Source organism: Pseudomonas sp. F8002, assembly GCF_013385495.1.
Classification (GTDB): Bacteria; Pseudomonadota; Gammaproteobacteria; order Pseudomonadales; family Pseudomonadaceae; genus Aquipseudomonas.
In genome coordinates this window covers 77,573-96,526 of the sequence record NZ_JACAPW010000047.1, presented here as the reverse complement: position 1 = coordinate 96,526, position 18,954 = coordinate 77,573, and the positions used below count along the sequence as shown (strand labels likewise).

Genomic DNA, 18,954 nt, shown 5'->3' with positions numbered 1-18,954 from the left:
GGAGTGCGGGCATGCCGAGCCTAGGCGAGGCACCGAGTGGTGGGGCAAAGCGTTTTTTGGTTACTTTTTTAGGCGTTTGTAAAAAAGTGACCCGCTGTAAGAGCGGAACCATAGGCAGCCGTTACCTAAATAACGGATATACACCCCGCCCCCAAAAAAATCGCAGTTAAACCTTTCCCCCACCCCACAGGTCTCTGAATTACCCCCCCAGAGCCCCAAGCATGGCCAAATCCCCCAACTTCGCCAAAGACTGGTTCACCGCCAAGGGCTGGAAACCGTTCGCCTTCCAAAAAAACGTATGGCACGCAGTCAAGGAAGGCCAGTCGGGACTGCTCCACGCCAGCACCGGCGCCGGGAAAACCTACGCCCTGTGGTTCGCCGCCCTCAACCGCTTCGCCATCACCGAAACCACACCCCGCAAACGCAAAGCCCCCGCCGAACCGCTGGCCGTCCTGTGGATCACCCCAATGCGCGCCCTGGCCGCCGACACCGCCCGCGCCCTTGAGGCCCCGCTCGAATCACTGAAAATCCCCTGGACCGTCGGCCTGCGCACCGGCGACACCAGCAGCAGCGAACGCGCCCGCCAAACCCGCCGTCTGCCCACCACCCTGATCACCACCCCGGAAAGCCTCACGCTGATGCTCGCCCGCGCCGACAGCCAGCCCAGCCTGTCGCACCTGCGCATGGTGGTAGTGGACGAATGGCACGAACTGATCGGCAACAAACGCGGCGTGCAATTGCAACTGGCCCTCGCCCGCCTGCGGCAATGGCACCCCGATCTGATTGTGTGGGGCATTTCCGCAACCCTGGGTAATCAGGCCCACGCGTTGGAGGTGTTGATCCCACAAGGCGGCGGGATCAACGTCCAAGGCCAAACCACCAAACAGTTGCGAGTGGACACCCTGTTGCCACCGGTTATCGAGCGCTTTCCGTGGGCCGGCCATATCGGCCTGAAAATGCTCCCGCAAGTGGTGGCCGAAGTCGATGCCAGCAGCAGTTGCCTAGTGTTTACCAACACACGGGCACAATCGGAAATCTGGTACCAGGCCCTGCTCGACGCGCGCCCCGACTGGGCCGGAGTGATTGCCCTGCACCACGGCTCGCTGTCCCGGGAAACCCGGGACTGGGTGGAGCGAGCCCTGAAGGAGGGGCAACTGAAGGCCGTGGTGTGTACGTCGAGCCTGGACCTGGGGGTAGATTTCCTGCCGGTGGAACGGGTACTGCAGATTGGCTCCGCCAAGGGCGTAGCCCGGCTGATGCAGCGCGCAGGGCGCTCCGGCCACGCACCGGGCCGGCCGTCGCGGGTCACGCTGGTGCCAACCCACAGCCTGGAAATGGTGGAAGCCGCTGCCGCGCAGGACGCCATCGCTGAACGGCGCATAGAAGCGCGCCAGTCGCCTCACAAGCCGTTGGATGTGCTGGTGCAGCATCTGGTGAGCATGGCGCTGGGCGGCGGCTTTGTGCCGGATGAGCTGCTGGCGGAGGTGCGCACCGCGTGGGCCTATCGTGACCTGAGCGCAGCAGATTGGGCCTGGGCCCTGGGTTTCGTGCGCCATGGTGGCCTGTCACTGACGGCCTACCCGGATTACCGCCGGGTCGAGCCGGACGAACACGGCATCTGGCGCGTCCCCGACGCACGCCTGGCGCGGCGCCATCGCATGAGCGTGGGTACGATCGTCAGCGACGCCAGCATCCAGCTGAAATTCTGGAGCAAAGGCGGCGGTGGCAAGACCCTGGGCAGTGTCGAGGAAGGCTTTATTGCACGACTGAAGCCAGGGGATGGTTTCCTGTTCGCCGGCCGCTTGCTGGAGTTGGTACGGGTGGAAAACATGACGGCTTATGTGAAGCGCAGCACCGCGAAAAAGGCTGCCGTGCCACGCTGGAACGGCGGGCGCATGCCTCTTTCCAACGAGCTGGCCCAGGCGGTGGTCGAGCGCTTTGATGCGGCTGCCCACGGTCACTATCTCGGCCCGGAGATGCAAGCGGTGCAACCCTTGCTGGAAACCCAACTGCGCTGGTCCGGACTGCCGACCCGCGATCACTTGCTGGCCGAGGCCCTCAAGTCCCGGGAAGGCTGGCATCTGTTCCTGTATCCGTTTGCCGGGCGCCAGGTGCATCTGGGGCTGGCGAGCCTGCTGGCCTGGCGCGTCAGCCGGCGGCAGGCGGTGACGTTCTCGATTGCGGTCAATGACTATGGGCTGGAACTGCTGAGTGCCACCGAAGTGGATTGGCCTGAGTTATTGGGCGGCGAACTGCTGAGCGCGGATCATCTGCTGGATGACGTGGTAGCCAGCCTGAATGCCGGTGAGCTGGCCCTGCGACGTTTTCGCGAGATCGCGCGGATCGCCGGGCTGGTGTTCGCAGGCTATCCGGGCGCGCCGAAAAGTACGCGTCAGGTCCAGGCTTCCAGCGGGTTGTTCTTTGAAGTGTTCAAGCAATATGACCCGCAGAACCTGCTGCTGACCCAGGCCGGGGAAGAAGTCCTGCGGGATGAGCTGGATATTCGTCGCCTGGAAGAGACCTTGCGCCACCTGTCTGGGTTGAAACTGGACCTGCATCGCATCAAACGGCCTACGCCGTTGGCCTTTCCGCTGCTGGTGGAACGTTTTCGGGAAAGCCTGAGCTCGGAAAAACTCTCGGAGCGGATTGCGCGGATGGTCAAGGATCTGGAAAAAGTCGCCGATAACGGGAAGCCCTGATGCCCGCTCATTACCCGATACATCTGGCGGAAGAAGCGCTGTGGTTGCTGGCGGACAAGGCGGTGTACTGGCCTGCGAGAAAGTGCCTGCTGATCGCCGACGCGCATTTTGGCAAGGCGTCGGCCTATCGCAGCCTGGGCCAGCCAGTGCCACAGGGCACGACGACGGCCAACCTGCAGCGCCTGGACCGATTGTTGGCGGCTTTCCCCGGCGCGCAGGTGATCTTTCTCGGCGACTTTCTCCACGGGCCCGGCTCTCACGCCAGCGGCACCCTGAACGCCCTGAGAGCCTGGCGTGAGCGTCATGCAGGCGTGGCGCTCACGCTGATTCGCGGCAACCACGACAAACGCGCCGGCGACCCGCCTGGCGATCTGAATATTGAGGTGGTGACCGAACCCTTGCTGATGGGCCCGTTTGCCTTGCAGCACGAGCCCGACGCCCATGCCAGCCACCATGTGCTGGCCGGGCACGTGCATCCGGTGTATCGCCTGCGGGGCAAGGGCCGGCAAAGCTTGCGCCTGCCGTGCTTCCTGATCGGCAACCAAGTCAGCCTGCTACCGGCGTTCGGCGCTTTTACCGGGGGTTATTCAGTGACGCAGGAAGAAGGCAGCCGGATCTTCGTGATCGGAGACCAGGAAGTATGGCCAGTGCGTTGAGCAACTGACCATTGGCGACACGTGCAGGAAATCAGGCCACAGGGGCGGGAGGCGGTTCGTCAGGGAGAGTGGGTTCGCCAGGCTCTTCAGGCTGGTTGGGCCAGGGATCATCGGGACCTGGCTGGCCGGGAATGCCGCCTGCGGCGGGATCGGCCATCAAGGACCAGGCCATCACACCAATCTGGTTGGGTTCAAGCCGGGCGAGTTCGGCGCTGATTCGCGGATCGAGCTTCATAGGGGACTCCTCAAGCGTGGCCCGGCGCGTTGTGCACGCGTCGGGGCAGTACACCCAATAGAGTGCATGCCCGCTGACAAATTCCCTAAGCCTGTAAGACGATTCGATCAAGTGCGTGGGAGAGTGACGCCGCGCTGGCCCTGATACTTGCCGCCACGGTCCTTATAGGACACTTCGCACTCTTCGTCGGATTCGAAGAACAGCATCTGCGCCACGCCTTCGTTGGCGTAGATTTTTGCCGGCAAGGTGGTGGTGTTGGAGAACTCCAGGGTGACGTGCCCTTCCCATTCCGGCTCCAGCGGCGTCACGTTGACGATGATGCCGCAGCGCGCGTAGGTGCTTTTGCCCAGGCAGATAGTCAGGACATTACGCGGGATACGGAAGAATTCGACGGTGCGCGCCAGGGCAAAGGAGTTTGGCGGGATGATGCAGACGTCGCTCTTGACGTCGACGAAGCTTTTTTCGTCGAAGTTTTTCGGATCGACGGTTGCCGAGTTGATGTTGGTGAACACCTTGAACTCATCGGCGCAGCGTACGTCGTAGCCGTAGCTGGAAACCCCGAACGAGATCAGCCGCTCAGCGCCTTCGCCACGCATCTGGCGCTCCACGAAGGGCTCGATCATGCCGTGCTCTTGCGCCATGCGGCGAATCCACTTGTCCGATTTGATGCTCATGGCGGGTGTCCTGAATAGCGAGGTGAAAAAATTCTGTTGGGCATCTTACCGGGGCTGGCCCCGTGGTTCAAAGGGGCGGCTGTTTTTCTTGGCGCCGCGCAGCCCCTGCTGGGCGGGGCGCACCTTCAATTGTGGGGTGTTGGTGCGGTATCAGGGTGCCGCCAGTCACGAAAATAGAGAAACCTTCGGAAATACCATTGGCACGTTCCGGAAAAAGGGTTAAGGTGGCGCCACTGTGCTGCTTGTGTCACTGAGAATCTCTACACGATATGTTGAATTTCGATCCAACCATCTCCAAGAATTTTTCCTGCTCTTTGCACTCAGTCTCGGCCAGGGCTTTTCCTGAGTCGCAGTTAACTTTGTCCAAGGAGATACACCATGTCTAATCGCCAAACTGGTACCGTTAAGTGGTTCAACGATGAAAAAGGCTTCGGCTTCATCACTCCACAATCCGGTGACGACCTGTTCGTTCACTTCAAAGCTATCCAATCCGACGGCTTCAAAAGCCTGAAAGAAGGCCAACAGGTTTCTTTCATCGCTACCCGCGGTCAGAAAGGCATGCAAGCTGAAGAAGTTCAAGTTATCTAACTTGTACTGATTTAGTCGAAAAGCCCCGCCCTCAAAAGCGGGGCTTTTTTGTGCCCGCTCGTTCCTACGCTCTGCGTGGGAATGCCTCTTGTGACGCTCTGCGTCACGCCTTGGGACGCGGAGCGTCCTGGGCTGCATTCCCACGCAGAGCGTGGGAACGAGCAAAGAGGGGCTTTTTTTGCGCTCGGGATTTGCCAATCACACGATGTAATTCCATGCACAAAAAAATGTGGGAGCGGGCTTGCTCGCGAAAGCGGTGAATCAGTCGCCAGATAGGCTGACTGAAACACCGTATTCGCGAGCAAGCCCGCTCCCACATTTCATCCTGCGTCACTTATTGAAACAACGACTCACTCGATAAGCCATTCTTCTCGAGGATCTCGCGCAAGCGCTTGAGGCCCTCGACCTGGATCTGCCGCACCCGCTCACGGGTCAAGCCAATCTCCAGGCCAACATCTTCCAGGGTGCTGCTTTCGTGGCCGCGCAGCCCGAAGCGGCGAATCACCACCTCACGCTGTTTGTCCGTCAGCTCCGAAAGCCACTGGTCGATGCTTTGCGACAGATCGTCGTCCTGCAGCAACTCACATGGGTCCGTAGGACGATCATCGGTCAGGGTGTCCAGCAGGGTTTTATCCGAATCCGGACCCAGCGAGACATCGACGGAAGACACCCGCTCATTGAGACCGAGCATGCGCTTGACCTCTCCCACCGGTTTTTCCAGCAGGTTGGCGATTTCTTCAGGCGAAGGTTCATGATCGAGTTTCTGTGTCAGCTCACGCGCCGCCCGCAGGTAGACGTTGAGCTCCTTGACCACATGGATCGGCAACCGGATCGTACGGGTCTGATTCATGATCGCCCGTTCGATGGTCTGACGAATCCACCAGGTGGCGTAGGTCGAAAAGCGGAAGCCCCGCTCAGGGTCGAACTTTTCCACCGCCCGGATCAGGCCGAGATTGCCTTCCTCGATCAAGTCCAACAGGGACAGCCCACGATTGACGTAGCGCCGGGCGATTTTCACCACCAGTCGCAGGTTGCTTTCAATCATGCGCTTGCGCCCAGCCGGATCGCCCTTTTGCGACAAGCGCGCAAAATGGACTTCTTCTTCGGGAGTGAGCAGAGGGGAAAAGCCGATTTCATTGAGGTACAACTGAGTCGCGTCGAGCGCCCGTGTGTAATCAATGTACTTGTGTTGCTTTAACGCGGTGGAGTTCTTGGATTTGGTGCGAACTGAAGGTACAGCAGGTCCCTCATTCGACATCGATTCCGTATCGATGACAGTCTCCATAAGGAGAACCTCATCGTCGATGTCAAACTCCGGCGCTTCTTTACTGAGAGCCATTGTTATAGTCCTTTGGTGAGTTCGACCTCAAGCTCAAGCGACGCCTTTATCCTTGGCAACGCTGGAGCCTGTTCCTACTACGTGAGGAACAGGCTGTGCAACACATCAACGACGGGGAAGGAATTGCAGCGGATCAACAGGCTTCCCTTGGCGGCGAATCTCAAAGTGCAGTTTCACCCGGTCTGTACCAGTTGACCCCATTTCGGCAATTGTCTGTCCGACTTTGACCTGCTGCCCCTCCCGAACCAACAGCCTGCGGTTGTGACCGTAGGCACTGACGTAGGTATCGCTGTGTTTGATGATGACCAGCTCGCCGTAGCCCCGTAAACCACTCCCGGCGTATACCACTGTCCCATCAGACGCAGCTAAAACAGGCTGTCCCAAATCCCCGGCGATATCAATGCCTTTATTCAAACTACCGTTTGAAGAGAATTTTCCAATAAGGATGCCATTTGAGGGCCATCCCCAGCCGGTCGGTGCAGGCCCCGCCGGCGGCATCGGCGCAGGTGCCGGCTTGCTCGCAACGCTAGGCGCGGCGGTGCCTGCAGGCCGGGTGATGATGGTGGTCTTGCTCGAAGACGACGGCGAAGAAGCCGTGTTTGTGACAACCGCGGTCGGTGTTGAACCGGTTCGTCCATCGAAACGAATGGTCTGACCTGGATGTATCGTGTACGGCACAGGGATGTTGTTACGGGCGGCGAGCGCCTTGTAATCCCAGCCATAACGAAAGGCGATCGAGAACATCGTATCGCCCTTGCGCACGACGTATTGGCCAGTGGTAACGGTAGGTTTCTGCGGTACCGCATTATTGCGGTCGACCACCCGCGCACCACCGGATGGCGTGCTTGAACAAGCCGCCAGCAAGGAACTCAAGACAAGGCCAATCACCAGTCGCTGAAAGCTTGTTTGACTCATACGCTGTGCAATGACCGTGAGACTCACCCGCCGCTCCCTTTGTGGTGGCTGACTATGAACGCCTGTATCAGGCTTGAAATATGACGCAAGTATAACTGGCCGTTGGGTTTTTACTGGAAACACGACTCTAAAGAAAATTTCATCATGTTTAACTCCGACGGCTGATGATGTGGACTCAACAGACCCCGCTGTAAGACACATACCCGGCAATAGAATTCAGTACGCAGGAATAATTGATCAGGCCAGCGGACCGTTGAGCAGCGGGACAAAACGCACGGCGCCGAGCACATGCCGGGAAAAGCCCTCTTCCTCGCGAATGATCAACATTAATTGTTGCACTTCGCCGGAGCCCACCGGAATCACCAGGCGCCCGCCGGGAGCCAGTTGATCGAGCAAGGCCTGGGGCACGTCGGTCGCCACCGCGGTGACGATAATGCCGTTGTATGGCGCCAGTGCCGGCCAGCCTTCCCAGCCATCGCCCCAACGGAACACCACGTTGCGCAGGTTCAACTCCACCAGGCGTTCCTTGGCCCGGTCTTGCAACACCTTGATGCGCTCCACGGAAAACACCCGCTCCACCAGCTGCGACAACACGGCCGTCTGGTAGCCGGAGCCGGTGCCGATTTCCAGCACCTTGTCCAGCGGGCCCGCCGCCAGCAGCAACTCACTCATCCGCGCCACCATATAGGGCTGGGAGATGGTCTGGTTGTGGCCGATGGGCAAGGCTGTGTCTTCATAGGCGCGGTGCGCCAGGGCTTCATCGACAAACAGATGCCGCGGGGTACGCCGGATGACTTCCAGCACCTGGGCATTGGACAGCCCTTCTTCATACAGGCGCTGGATCAATCGCTCGCGGGTGCGCTGGGAGGTCATCCCGATGCCCCGGCGCAGCAGGTCGTCTTGTTCACGAGCCATCAGCGCAGCCCCTCCAGCCAGCCATCGAGGCTACTGAAGGCATCACTGAAGGTGCGATCGAGTTGCAACGGGGTAATCGAGACATAACCTTGCATCACCGCATGAAAGTCCGTGCCCTCGCCACCGTCCTCGGCATCGCCGGCAGCGGCAATCCAGTACCCTTCCCTGCCACGCGGGTCGACCACCTTCAGCGGCGCTGCCGCACGGGCACGGTGGCCGAGGCGGGTCAGCTGGATACCGCGAATGTGGTCCAGGGGCAGATTGGGAATATTGACGTTGAGCACCGTGCGCGGCGGCAGGACCAGGGTGTCATGGGCCTCCACCAGCTTGCGGGCGAAATAGGCCGCAGTCGCCAGGTTGTCCAATTGACGGGACGCAAACGAAAAAGCGAACGAGGTCCGACCGAGGAAGCGCCCTTCAAGGGCTGCCGCCACCGTACCGGAATACAGCACGTCGTCACCCAGGTTGGCGCCCAGGTTGATCCCGGAAACCACCAGGTCCGGCTCGCGGTCCAGCAGGCTGTTGATCGCCAGGTGCACGCAGTCGGTCGGCGTGCCATTCACGCTGATAAAGCCGTTGGGCAACGTCTGTGTATGCAACGGACGGTCGAGCGTCAGCGAGCTGCTGGCGCCGCTTTTGTCCTGGTCCGGGGCAACCACCACGCACTCGGCGTAATCCGCCAGCGCAGCATGAAGCGCGGCAAGGCCGGGTGCAGTGACCCCGTCGTCGTTAGATATCAGAATACGCATGGGCTGTCCGTCTGCCCCACCGGCACCAGATCTACAAGCTCGCGCACCAAGACAGTGGCGAAGCATCCAGCCGGCAGGACGAATTCCAATTGCAGAATGTCAGGTTCGGGATAATGCCACGTCAACCCGCCAATGGGCAGTCGAAGAATGCGACGTTCCTGGCTCATGCCGGCATTCACCAGCCAATCCCGCAGTTCGGCTTCACCGTCGGCAATCGCCTGTTCCAGCGCAAAGGTTGCCCCCGCCGCCGGCGAATCACCTTCGCCCCACTGCGGGCCGGTGGGATGCAGGTCGAGGATTGCCAGGCGCGGGTCGCTGCATTCAGCCTCCCCCGCCGGGAAAAAGCTGCGGCTGTCGGTAAACGCCAGCAAGTCACCGACCTGGGCGCGCTGCCAGGAACCGTCGGCCACCCGCGCCGCCAGCACTTTATTGAACAGGAAGCTGCGGGCCGTCGAGAGCAGGCGCGAACGCACATTGCGCTGCTCCGGCAAGGCCTTGCGCGCCGCCCAGTCACGGGCATCGACGACGTTGCCGCCGTTATGGCCGAAACGCTGGGCGCCGAAATAGTTGGGAATGCCTTGCCTGGCGATCAGTTGCAGGCGGGCGTCGATGGCCGCCGCATCCCCGGCAAACTGGGTCAGGCGCAAGGTAAAGCCGTTGGCCGAATGCGCGCCGCGCTGCAGCTTGCGCTTGTGACGGCCGGTCTTGAGGATCTTCAGGGTGTCGTTTTCAGCCGCGCTCAGGTCCGGGTCCGCCTTGCCCGGCAACTGCACGCTGAACCACTGGCGGGTCAGCGCATGGCGGTCCTTGAGCCCGGCGTAGCTGACGGTACGCAACGGCACGCCCGCCGCCTTGGCAATCCGCCGCGCCGCTTCTTCGGTATTCAGGCCACGCTTTTCCACCCACAACCACAGGTGTTCACCCTCGCCGGTCAGCGGGATATCCAGCACTTCATCCACCTGGAAATCTTCAGCGGTGGCCTTCAGAACAGCGCTGCCCAGGGCCTCGCCATAGGCACGCGGGCCCAGCAGTTGCAGATCATTCATGCGCGCAGCAACAAGGCAACGGAGTGCACGGCAATGCCCTCTTCGCGACCGGTAAACCCGAGCTTTTCGGTGGTGGTGGCTTTTACGTTCACTTGATCCAACTCAACTTGAAGATCCGCGGCAATCAGCGCGCGCATCGTTTCGATATGCGGGGCCATCTTGGGCGCCTGGGCGACGATGGTGTTGTCGACGTTGCCGACCTTCCAGCCCTTGGCATGGATCAAGCCGACCACGTGACGCAACAGCACACGGCTGTCCGCGCCCTTGAAGGTCGGGTCGGTGTCCGGAAAGTGCTTGCCGATGTCGCCCAACGCGGCTGCGCCGAGCAAGGCATCGCTCAAGGCATGCAGCACCACGTCGCCGTCGGAATGAGCCAGCAACCCGTGGTGGTGCGCGATCCGCACGCCGCCCAGGGTGATGAAATCGCCTTCGGCGAAACGGTGCACATCATAGCCGTGGCCAATACGCATAAAAAAACGCCCCGATTTAATTCAGGGCGTGATTCTACCTACTTTTGCCTCACATTAACCGAGCAAAGCGCGCGCGTGATGGCGTAAATGGTCTTCGATGAAGCTGGCGATAAAGAAGTAGCTGTGGTCATAGCCCGGTTGCAGGCGCAGCTCCAGCGGATGGTTCGCCGCCCTGGCCGCTTGTTGCAACGCTTCAGGCTTGAGCTGCACCGCGAGGAAATCGTCGCGGTCGCCCTGGTCCACCAGCAATGGCAGCTTTTCCGAGGCTTCGCTGATCAACACGCAGGCATCCCATTCGCGCCATTTCGAGCGCTCTTCGCCGAGGTAGCGGGAGAATGCCTTCTGGCCCCACGGGCAATCCATCGGGTTGTTGATCGGCGAGAACGCCGAAACCGACTGATAACGCCCCGGGTTGCGCAAGGCACACACCAGCGCGCCGTGGCCGCCCATGGAGTGGCCGCTGATCCCGCGTTTGGCCGACGCCGGGAAATGCGCCTCGACCAATGCCGGCAACTCCTGCACCACGTAGTCATGCATCCGATAGTGCTGGGCCCAGGGCTCCTGGGTGGCGTTCAGGTAGAAACCGGCGCCCAGGCCAAAGTCCCAGGCGTTGTCCGGATCACCCGGCACACCGGGGCCGCGCGGGCTGGTGTCCGGCGCAACAATGATCAACCCCAGCTCGGCTGCCATGCGTTGCGCGCCGGCCTTCTGCATGAAGTTCTCATCGGTGCAGGTCAGGCCCGATAGCCAGTACAGCACCGGCAATTTGCCGCCCTGCTCCGCTTGCGGCGGCAGGTACACGGCGAAGGTCATGTCGCAACCCAGCACGTCGGAATGATGCTTGTAGCGTTTATGCCAGCCGCCGAAGCTTTTCTGGCACGACAGGTTTTCCAGACTCATGGCCGACCTCAGAAGTGAATGACGGTGCGGATGCTCTTGCCTTCATGCATCAGGTCAAACGCCTTGTTGATATCTTCCAGGCCCATGGTGTGGGTGATGAACGTATCCAGCGGGATTTCACCGGTCTGGGCCATTTCCACATAGCTTGGCAACTCGCTGCGACCGCGCACGCCGCCGAACGCCGAACCGCGCCAGACGCGGCCGGTGACCAGTTGGAACGGACGGGTAGCAATTTCCTGGCCGGCGCCGGCCACGCCGATGATCACCGACTCGCCCCAACCTTTGTGGCAGCACTCAAGGGCCGCACGCATCAGCTGGACATTGCCGATGCACTCGAAGGAAAAGTCGACGCCGCCGTCGGTCAAATCGACGATCACGTCCTGGATCGGGCGGTCGTAGTCTTTCGGGTTGATGCAGTCGGTGGCACCCAGCTGCCTGGCGATTTCAAACTTGGCCGGGTTGATGTCGATGGCAATGATGCGGCCGGCCTTGGCTTTCACCGCACCGATCACCGCCGACAGGCCGATGCCGCCCAGGCCGAAGATGGCCACGGTGTCGCCTGGCTTGACCTTGGCGGTGTTGATCACTGCACCGATACCGGTGGTGACACCACAGCCCAGCAGGCAGACTTTTTCCAGCGGCGCTTCTTTGGGAATCTTCGCTACGGAGATTTCCGGCAGCACGGTGTATTCGGAGAAGGTCGAAGTGCCCATGTAGTGGAAAATCGGCTGGCCCTTGTAGGAAAAGCGCGAGGTGCCATCTGGCATCAGGCCTTTGCCCTGGGTGGCGCGAATCGCCTGGCAGAGGTTGGTCTTGCCCGACAGGCAGAATTTGCACTTGCCGCATTCCGGGGTGTACAGCGGGATCACGTGGTCGCCCACCGCCACCGAGGTCACGCCTTCGCCGATGGCTTCAACCACGGCGCCGCCTTCGTGGCCGAGGATCGACGGGAAAATGCCTTCCGGGTCCGCGCCCGACAGGGTGTAGGCATCGGTATGGCACACACCGGACGCCACCACCCGCAACAGCACCTCGCCCGCCTTGGGCATGGCCACATCCACTTCAACGATCTCGAGGGGTTTCTTGGCTTCGAAGGCTACGGCCGCGCGGGACTTGATCATCCGGTTTCTCCATCGGGTTAAAAACGTAAGGCCGGCAGTGTAAAACATGCTCATCTGATTAATAATCCAGACAAAAGCAAAACATTATTGCCGTACAGGGACAATCAGCATGCTGGAAAACCGCTGGGAGGGCATCGACGAGTTCGTCGCCGTGGCCGAATGCAGCCAATTCACCGCGGCCGCCGAGCGCCTGGGCGTGTCGTCGTCCCATATCAGCCGCCAGGTCGCGCGACTGGAAGAGCGCCTGCAAACACGCTTGCTGTATCGCAGCACGCGCAAGGTGACACTGACCGAAGCCGGCCAGACCTTCCTGCAACATTGCCAGCGATTGCAGGACGGTCGCGAAGAAGCCTTGCGCGCCGTGGGCGACCTGGCCAGCGAGCCCAAGGGAATGTTGCGCATGACCTGCGCAGTGGCTTACGGCGAGCGTTTTATCGTGCCGCTGGTGACGCGGTTCATGGCGCTTTATCCGCAATTGCGCGTGGACGTGGAATTGACCAACCGCCAGCTGGACCTGGTGCACGAAGGCCTGGACCTGGCGATTCGCCTCGGGCGCCTGGCGGATTCGCGCATGGTTGCAAGCCGCCTCGCGCCGCGGCGTATGTACCTGTGCGCGTCACCGTCCTACCTGGCCAGGTACGGGCGGCCACATAGCTTGTCGGAGTTAAGCCGGCATAACTGCCTTATCGGCAGCTCGGATATTTGGCAACTGGCCCAGGACGGGCGCGAATTTTCCCAGCGGGTACAGGGAAACTGGCGCTGCAACAGCGGGCAAGCGGTGCTGGATGCGGCCCTGCAAGGTGTCGGTCTTTGCCAGTTGCCGGACTATTACGTGCTGGAGCATTTGCACAGCGGCGCACTGGTGTCGTTACTCGAAGCCCATCAACCGCCCAACACCGCGGTTTGGGCGCTGTACCCGCAACAACGCCACCTTTCGCCCAAGGTGCGAAAACTGGTGGACTTTCTCAAGGAGGGCCTGGGCAACCATCCCGTCTACCTGCGATAGACAGCTACCGCCCATGCAGCGCCTGAGTGCCGGTAAATAGCTTTTTTACTGCGTAACCAGGCACCCCCATGATAACCAACGGCCCGCAACTCCAGCGCATCAGTCATTTCGTTCGCAAGGTCCTGGCAGATTTTCCCGTACCTTCGCAAATCGCCGCCCAGTTGATCCGCGAGCGGGTACAGCCCCTCAGCCAGGTCGAGTTCGACCCGGATACCACCCTCCTCGCCACCCTCGAATACAACACCGACAACCCCAATGCGGCCTTCACCGCCGTGGTGATCCAGTCGATGTCGCTGACCGAGGCCATGGTCTGCAATGCGCCCCAGCCCCCGGGCGGCATGCTCAATACCACCGGGTTTTCCACCACTGCACCTTATTTCAATATTGTCAGCGAGCTGCCGCGCTTGATGGATAACCGGATTCCGGCAATGTTCAACGAAGAGTTCATCGTCTCGGGCTGGATCCCGCCAAGGCGTTATGAGGCGCTGTATCTGCAAAGCCAGCCCCAGGTTTACGACCCGAGCACGCAGCTGCAGATTTCACCAAAAACCTTCAGGCACATCGTTAACTCAAGCCATTTCGAACAAACCTACGACGAGGCGATCGGCAAGTTCTGGAACAACCACCGGGAAAACTACAACACCCTGATGCGCATCGCGTTCACCAAAGCCTATCTGGAACAGTTCCATGAGTTCACCCTGACCGTGGCAGAGAGACAGCTGGCGGCACGGGCGGCGGGAATCGGCATCGACAAGAACCACGACAACCTCACCCTGGAGGATTTCCAGGAGCCCTATCGCCTCGACCCAAACCTGTCCCTGCGGCTATTGCGCGTTCACAACAGCGAATCCACCGACATCCTGACCATCACCGATAACCAAAGCCAGGTGACCCTGCTCTATATCCCGGGCAACTCCTCGCCCTTCCATGGGTTCAATAACCCGGCAGACATGCGCAGTTGGCTGGTGGAAACGGCAAGGGACGCCACTCAACGCAAGGCGCTGACCCAACACTTCGACGAGGACGCCATCGACTCCGGCCTGATCTACAGCGGCGTGGAGGAGGCACTGGTGGGGATGGCGGTGTTTCCGAAGCCGGCAACCTCCCCGGGTTTGTTCAACAGCCTGCGGGCCGATAACTACTGGGATCCCGAGCAGTACATCAATAACCCGATGTATCCGGCACTGGGCAGTAACCCGTTTGAGTTCATCGCCCGGCAGATCAGGGTACGCCTTGCAAAAGTAGCGGCGCGAAGCTTTATTTCGCCCCTGGATACGCTCAAGGCCGACACCCTGGATGCCCTGGAAAAAGCCTGCATTCTGGCGGTTCCCGTGGCACTGGCCATGGGCAACGCGCTACTGGCGGAATTTTGCTTCCTGACCTCCGGCGCGACTGAAATGGTGGTGGGTGCCGACGACCTGCTGCGCGGCAAACCCCACGCGAAGGAGCGCATTGTATTCGGCGCCCTTAACGCGCTGCCGGTGGTCGCCCATGGCGTGGCCAAGGGGCTCAAGGGACTCGAAAGCCTGCGCTCCACCCTGGGGCCGGCAGTACGCCAGGATGCGGGCCGGATCAGCGTCAGCGCCATCAACGAAACCTCCATGGCGGCCAACACCGAGACGCGCACCCTGAGCCCACGGATGACTCCCGGCGGCCTGCAGACCATCCGGATTCACGGCGACCTGTACCTGACCTACAAGACCCCCAATGAATCAGGCTTCTTCGAACTGTTCGTAATGGCTCCCAACGCGCCAAACACCCTGCAATCCACCGGCCTGTATGCCATCCAGAGCGCCGACCTGAAGTGGCGCACGGCCGGGCTGGCCGGCGGAGGCGCATTTCGCAATGCCTGGCAAAGGGTCTACACGCTGTTCGGCGGCCCGCAACACTCGACGTTCTACAGTGCCTACGAGATGCCACCCCCCGCACGCGAGACCGTTTCGGAGATGCTCACCGACATCAGTTCGTTTTCGGAAAACCTTGAACCCGTGGGCAGCGGTGCCCAGCCGGTGAAAGACACCCGCAAGTTGTTTTTCGAGAAAAGAACCAAGCTGTCTGAAGATGCCACGATATTCTTTGCCAACTTGTCGTTTTCACCGATGCGGCCGGTGCTTCCAAGGCTCAGCCTGAATGAATCGCAGCCGACCATCATTCAAAAACTGCTGCACGCCAGCGACGGCCTGGTGATCGGCGAAAGCCATGGAGCCCTGTCGAGCAAGGCGTTCCTGATCAACAACATGCCGCTGTTGGCCAGCGAGGGGGTCAAACGCCTCTATTTCGAGCATCTGCTGACGGATGTACACATGCCCTTGCTCAAGGCGTTCTACCGTACCCGAAGCGCGGTGATGCCCGAGGAACTCAAGGGCTTCCTCAACAACATCTACCCGCCGTTGCGCGACCGGCACTACTCGTTCGTCAACATCGTCACCGCAGCCCGTGACGCCGGGATCAAAATCCAGCCGATCGACTGCACTGTCAGCTACATGCTGCGCGACCTGCCCGATACCGCCGACAACTTGCGCCAGCGCATGATGAACTACTACGCCACCGAGGTGATTCAATGGATCCAGACCACCAAGTCGCGCCCGGGAAAATGGGTCGCACTGGTGGGTGACAGCCATACCAATACCTATAAAGGGATTCCGGGGATCGCCGAACTCACCGGCAGCATCGGCCTGCGGATCGAGGATGCAGCGGCTGGCGGGCACCTCGGCGTCGAAGTGGACACGGGACGCACCGCCAGCCTGGGCATCGGCAAGGGTGAGGGAACGGTCAAGGCCAACCTGGTCCTGCGGGTGGACCGCGCCAGCTTGCAACGCCCGGCGCAACCGACGCCCGCCCCCTCCCAGCCCCAGGCCAGGACGCCACAGACGCTGCTGACCAAGCCAGGCCAGTTCATGCTGACACCGGCAACCGTCACGACACCGGCACATCTTCACTACCGTTCACGGCGAGGCGACGTACGCCATTTCAGGATCGATCAACAGGGCAGCCGATACGCAATCAGCGCGCCCGGTTGGGCCGTGGACGGCAAACCGTTCGACAGCATTCAGGCGCTGGTGGATGAGTTCAAGACCCCGGCCGGGGTTGAACAGATGACGGTGTGAGCGTCAGGAAGCCTGGAAAGCCCGACGCTGGCGCAGCCATTCAAGGTCTTCCGGGCGGGTGACCTTGAGGTTGTCGGAACGGCCTTCGATCAGGCGAGGCGCATGCCCGGCCCATTCCATGGCCGAGGCTTCGTCGGTGATGACCACGTCCGAGACCAGGCTGTCGGCCAAGGCCCGGTGCAGCGCGCCAAGGTGGAACATCTGCGGGGTGTAGGCCTGCCAGATCGGCGTGCGATCAACCGTTTCCAACACGCGCCCGTGCTTGTCGGCGCGCTTGAGGGTGTCCCGCGCCGGCACGGCCAGCAGCCCACCCACGCTGTCGTCGGCCAGTTCAAAGAGCAACTTGTCCAGGTCATCGCGGCTGAGGTTCGGCCGGGCGGCGTCATGCACCAGCACCCAATCGTCATCGCTCGCGCCCTGGCCGTGCAGGTAAAGCAAGGCATTGAGCACCGAACCCGAGCGCTCTTCGCCGCCGTCAACGCGCACAATGCGTGGGTCGGCGGCGCAAGCCAGGGTCGGCCAGTAAGGGTCATCCATCGCAACGCTGACCACCAGCCCCTTGAGGCCCGGATGATCGAGGAAACAGCCAAGGCTGTGTTCGAGAATAGTGCGCCCACCCAGTTGCAAGTACTGCTTGGGACGGTCCGCGGCCATACGGGCACCCACGCCCGCGGCAGGAATCACGGCCCAGAAGGCCGGTGACGAAATGCTCATTGGGCCAACTGGTAGAGGGTTTCGCCCTCCTTGACCATGCCCAACTCATGGCGAGCCCGCTCTTCAACGGTCTCCATGCCTTTTTTCAATTCAAGTACTTCGGCATCGAGCACGCGATTGCGCTCCAGCAACACCTCGTTTTCGGCGTGCTGTGCGGCAATTTGCTGGGTCAGTTCGGTGACCTGCGCCAAGCTGCCATTCCCCACCCAAAGGCGGTACTGCAGGCCAGCCAGCAGCAAGAGCAAGACGAGGAACAACCAATTGGGACTGCGCATCGAATATCGGGTATCCAGTGAAAAAAGACAGCCATGCAAAACTTTTGCAGCAACTGATAGCACGAAGCCTGGAAAAACCAGGCTTGTGCTTGTTAGTCATGAGATTAGCGCCGAAATTCACGCTGCCGTGATTTTTCCGACGTAATCCGCTGACCTTTTACCATTTAACAATCAGCCGCGAAACTCGCTGCGACCGTTGTACTTGGCTTTGCCGCCCAGTTGCTCTTCGATACGCAGCAATTGGTTGTACTTGGAAACGCGATCGGAACGGCACAGGGAACCGGTCTTGATCTGCCCAGCCGAAGTGCCCACGGCCAGGTCGGCAATGGTCGAATCTTCGGTTTCGCCGGAGCGGTGGGAGATCACAGCGGTGTAGCCCGCAGCCTTGGCCATCTGGATGGCTTCCAGGGTTTCGGTCAGGGTGCCGATCTGGTTGAACTTGATCAGGATCGAGTTGGCGATCTTCTTGTCGATGCCTTCTTTCAGGATCTTGGTGTTGGTCACGAACAGGTCGTCGCCCACCAGTTGGATCTTCTCGCCGATCTTGTCGGTCAACACTTTCCAGCCAGCCCAGTCGGACTCGTCCAGGCCGTCTTCGATCGAGATGATCGGGTAGCGCTCGGTCAGGCCCTTGAGGTAGTCAGCAAAACCTTCCGAGGTGAACACGTGGCCTTCGCCGGACAGGTTGTACTTGCCGTCTTCGTAGAATTCGCTGGCCGCGCAGTCCAGGGCCAGGGTCACGTCGGTGCCCAGCTTGTAGCCAGCGTTGGCCACGGCTTCGGAGATCACTTTCAGTGCGTCTTCGTTGGACGCCAGGTTCGGCGCGAAACCACCTTCGTCACCCACTGCAGTGCTCAGGCCACGGGCCTTCAGCACAGCCTTGAGGTGATGGAAAATCTCGGTGCCCATGCGCAGGCCTTCGGAGAAGGTCTTGGCGCCAACCGGCTGCACCATGAATTCCTGGATGTCGACGTTGTTATCAGCGTGCTCGCCACCGTTGATGATGTTCATCATCGGAACCGGCATCGAGTAGACACCCGGAGTGCCGTTCAGGTTGGCGATGTGGGCGTACAGCGGCAGGTCCTGGTCCTGTGCAGCGGCCTTGGCAGCGGCCAGGGACACGGCGAGGATGGCGTTGGCGCCCAGGCTGCCTTTGTTTTCGGTACCGTCGAGCTTGATCATCGCGTGATCGAGGGCTTTCTGGTCAAGTGGATCCTTGCCCAGCAGCAGGTCGCGGATCGGGCCATTGATGTTGGCCACCGCCTTGAGCACACCCTTGCCCAGGTAACGGCTCTTGTCGCCATCACGCAGTTCCAGTGCTTCGCGGGAACCTGTGGAAGCACCGGACGGCGCGCAGGCGCTGCCGATGATGCCGTTATCGAGAAGCACGTCGGCTTCGACGGTAGGGTTGCCACGGGAGTCGAGAACTTCACGACCTTTGATGTCGACGATTTTTGCCATTGTTGTAAACACTCCAAAGTTGACGAAAACGACGCAGCTGAAGGAAATCTTTTGACCGACCGCAAGGGTGGAACAACGGGCAGG

The 18,954-nt window shown here is 60.7% G+C and carries 18 protein-coding genes; 5 read left to right on the top strand and 13 right to left on the bottom strand.

What is annotated here, in order from left to right:
* Positions 1-221: 221 nt before the first annotated feature.
* Positions 222-2,699, top strand: coding sequence for a ligase-associated DNA damage response DEXH box helicase (locus tag HX811_RS30365; RefSeq protein WP_177048626.1), 2,478 nt, complete (start codon positions 222-224; stop codon positions 2,697-2,699).
* Positions 2,699-3,355 (top strand): ligase-associated DNA damage response endonuclease PdeM, encoded by a 657-nt coding sequence (pdeM, locus tag HX811_RS30360; protein WP_003219271.1) that lies wholly within the window; start codon positions 2,699-2,701, stop codon positions 3,353-3,355. Before HX811_RS30365 ends, pdeM begins: the two co-directional genes overlap by 1 nt.
* A 31-nt stretch (positions 3,356-3,386) precedes the next feature.
* Here pdeM and HX811_RS30355 read toward each other — a convergent pair whose 3' ends face one another.
* Complete coding sequence (locus HX811_RS30355; protein ID WP_003219272.1) at positions 3,387-3,590, bottom strand: hypothetical protein; 204 nt, start codon at positions 3,588-3,590, stop codon at positions 3,387-3,389.
* Positions 3,591-3,697: 107 nt separating this feature from the next.
* Positions 3,698-4,264, bottom strand: coding sequence for a dCTP deaminase (dcd, locus tag HX811_RS30350; RefSeq protein ID WP_003219273.1), 567 nt, complete (start codon positions 4,262-4,264; stop codon positions 3,698-3,700).
* A gap of 378 nt (positions 4,265-4,642) precedes the next feature.
* On the opposite strand from dcd, the gene HX811_RS30345 reads away from it, so the two are divergent.
* Positions 4,643-4,852: a cold-shock protein gene (locus HX811_RS30345; protein ID WP_002554837.1), complete on the top strand. Its 210-nt coding sequence runs from the start codon at positions 4,643-4,645 to the stop codon at positions 4,850-4,852.
* 334 nt (positions 4,853-5,186) lie between these two features.
* Here the strand turns inward: HX811_RS30345 and rpoS are convergent, their stop codons facing one another.
* From rpoS to HX811_RS30305, 8 genes are all read right to left on the bottom strand, one after another.
* Complete coding sequence (gene rpoS, locus HX811_RS30340) at positions 5,187-6,191, bottom strand: RNA polymerase sigma factor RpoS (protein ID WP_003219274.1); 1,005 nt, start codon at positions 6,189-6,191, stop codon at positions 5,187-5,189.
* A gap of 105 nt (positions 6,192-6,296) precedes the next feature.
* Positions 6,297-7,133 (bottom strand): peptidoglycan DD-metalloendopeptidase family protein, encoded by an 837-nt coding sequence (locus HX811_RS30335; protein ID WP_032898924.1) that lies wholly within the window; start codon positions 7,131-7,133, stop codon positions 6,297-6,299.
* A 210-nt stretch (positions 7,134-7,343) separates the two neighbouring features.
* A complete protein-coding gene (locus HX811_RS30330) occupies positions 7,344-7,979 on the bottom strand; it encodes a protein-L-isoaspartate(D-aspartate) O-methyltransferase (protein WP_010176736.1) in 636 nt (211 codons plus the stop codon).
* Between the two features lie 41 nt (positions 7,980-8,020).
* Positions 8,021-8,770 (bottom strand): 5'/3'-nucleotidase SurE, encoded by a 750-nt coding sequence (gene surE / locus HX811_RS30325; RefSeq protein WP_003219278.1) that lies wholly within the window; start codon positions 8,768-8,770, stop codon positions 8,021-8,023.
* Positions 8,758-9,816, bottom strand: coding sequence for a tRNA pseudouridine(13) synthase TruD (gene truD, locus HX811_RS30320; RefSeq protein WP_177048624.1), 1,059 nt, complete (start codon positions 9,814-9,816; stop codon positions 8,758-8,760). The genes surE and truD overlap by 13 nt, the downstream gene beginning before the upstream one ends.
* Positions 9,813-10,286, bottom strand: coding sequence for a 2-C-methyl-D-erythritol 2,4-cyclodiphosphate synthase (gene ispF, locus HX811_RS30315; RefSeq protein ID WP_003219282.1), 474 nt, complete (start codon positions 10,284-10,286; stop codon positions 9,813-9,815). The genes truD and ispF overlap by 4 nt, the downstream gene beginning before the upstream one ends.
* Positions 10,287-10,340: 54 nt before the next feature.
* Positions 10,341-11,186 carry an S-formylglutathione hydrolase gene (fghA, locus tag HX811_RS30310; RefSeq protein ID WP_003219284.1) on the bottom strand — a complete coding sequence of 282 codons (846 nt, stop codon included), beginning with the start codon at positions 11,184-11,186 and terminating at the stop codon, positions 10,341-10,343.
* 8 nt (positions 11,187-11,194) lie between these two features.
* Positions 11,195-12,307: an S-(hydroxymethyl)glutathione dehydrogenase/class III alcohol dehydrogenase gene (locus HX811_RS30305; RefSeq protein WP_003219285.1), complete on the bottom strand. Its 1,113-nt coding sequence runs from the start codon at positions 12,305-12,307 to the stop codon at positions 11,195-11,197.
* A gap of 109 nt (positions 12,308-12,416) precedes the next feature.
* Between HX811_RS30305 and HX811_RS30300 the strand changes: the two genes are divergently transcribed.
* Positions 12,417-13,313 (top strand): LysR substrate-binding domain-containing protein, encoded by an 897-nt coding sequence (locus tag HX811_RS30300; protein ID WP_003219287.1) that lies wholly within the window; start codon positions 12,417-12,419, stop codon positions 13,311-13,313.
* 68 nt (positions 13,314-13,381) lie between these two features.
* Positions 13,382-16,420 carry a dermonecrotic toxin domain-containing protein gene (locus HX811_RS30295; protein WP_177048622.1) on the top strand — a complete coding sequence of 1,013 codons (3,039 nt, stop codon included), beginning with the start codon at positions 13,382-13,384 and terminating at the stop codon, positions 16,418-16,420.
* A 3-nt stretch (positions 16,421-16,423) separates the two neighbouring features.
* Here the strand turns inward: HX811_RS30295 and ispD are convergent, their stop codons facing one another.
* The 3 genes from ispD to eno all read right to left on the bottom strand — a co-directional run bounded on the left by ispD (position 16,424) and on the right by eno (position 18,870).
* Positions 16,424-17,134 carry a 2-C-methyl-D-erythritol 4-phosphate cytidylyltransferase gene (gene ispD / locus HX811_RS30290; protein ID WP_177048620.1) on the bottom strand — a complete coding sequence of 237 codons (711 nt, stop codon included), beginning with the start codon at positions 17,132-17,134 and terminating at the stop codon, positions 16,424-16,426.
* Entirely contained in the window at positions 17,131-17,409 is a 279-nt protein-coding gene (ftsB, locus tag HX811_RS30285) for a cell division protein FtsB (RefSeq protein ID WP_003219292.1), read from the bottom strand. The genes ispD and ftsB overlap by 4 nt, the downstream gene beginning before the upstream one ends.
* 171 nt (positions 17,410-17,580) lie before the next feature.
* Complete coding sequence (gene eno, locus HX811_RS30280) at positions 17,581-18,870, bottom strand: phosphopyruvate hydratase (RefSeq protein WP_003219294.1); 1,290 nt, start codon at positions 18,868-18,870, stop codon at positions 17,581-17,583.
* Positions 18,871-18,954: the final 84 nt, after the last annotated feature.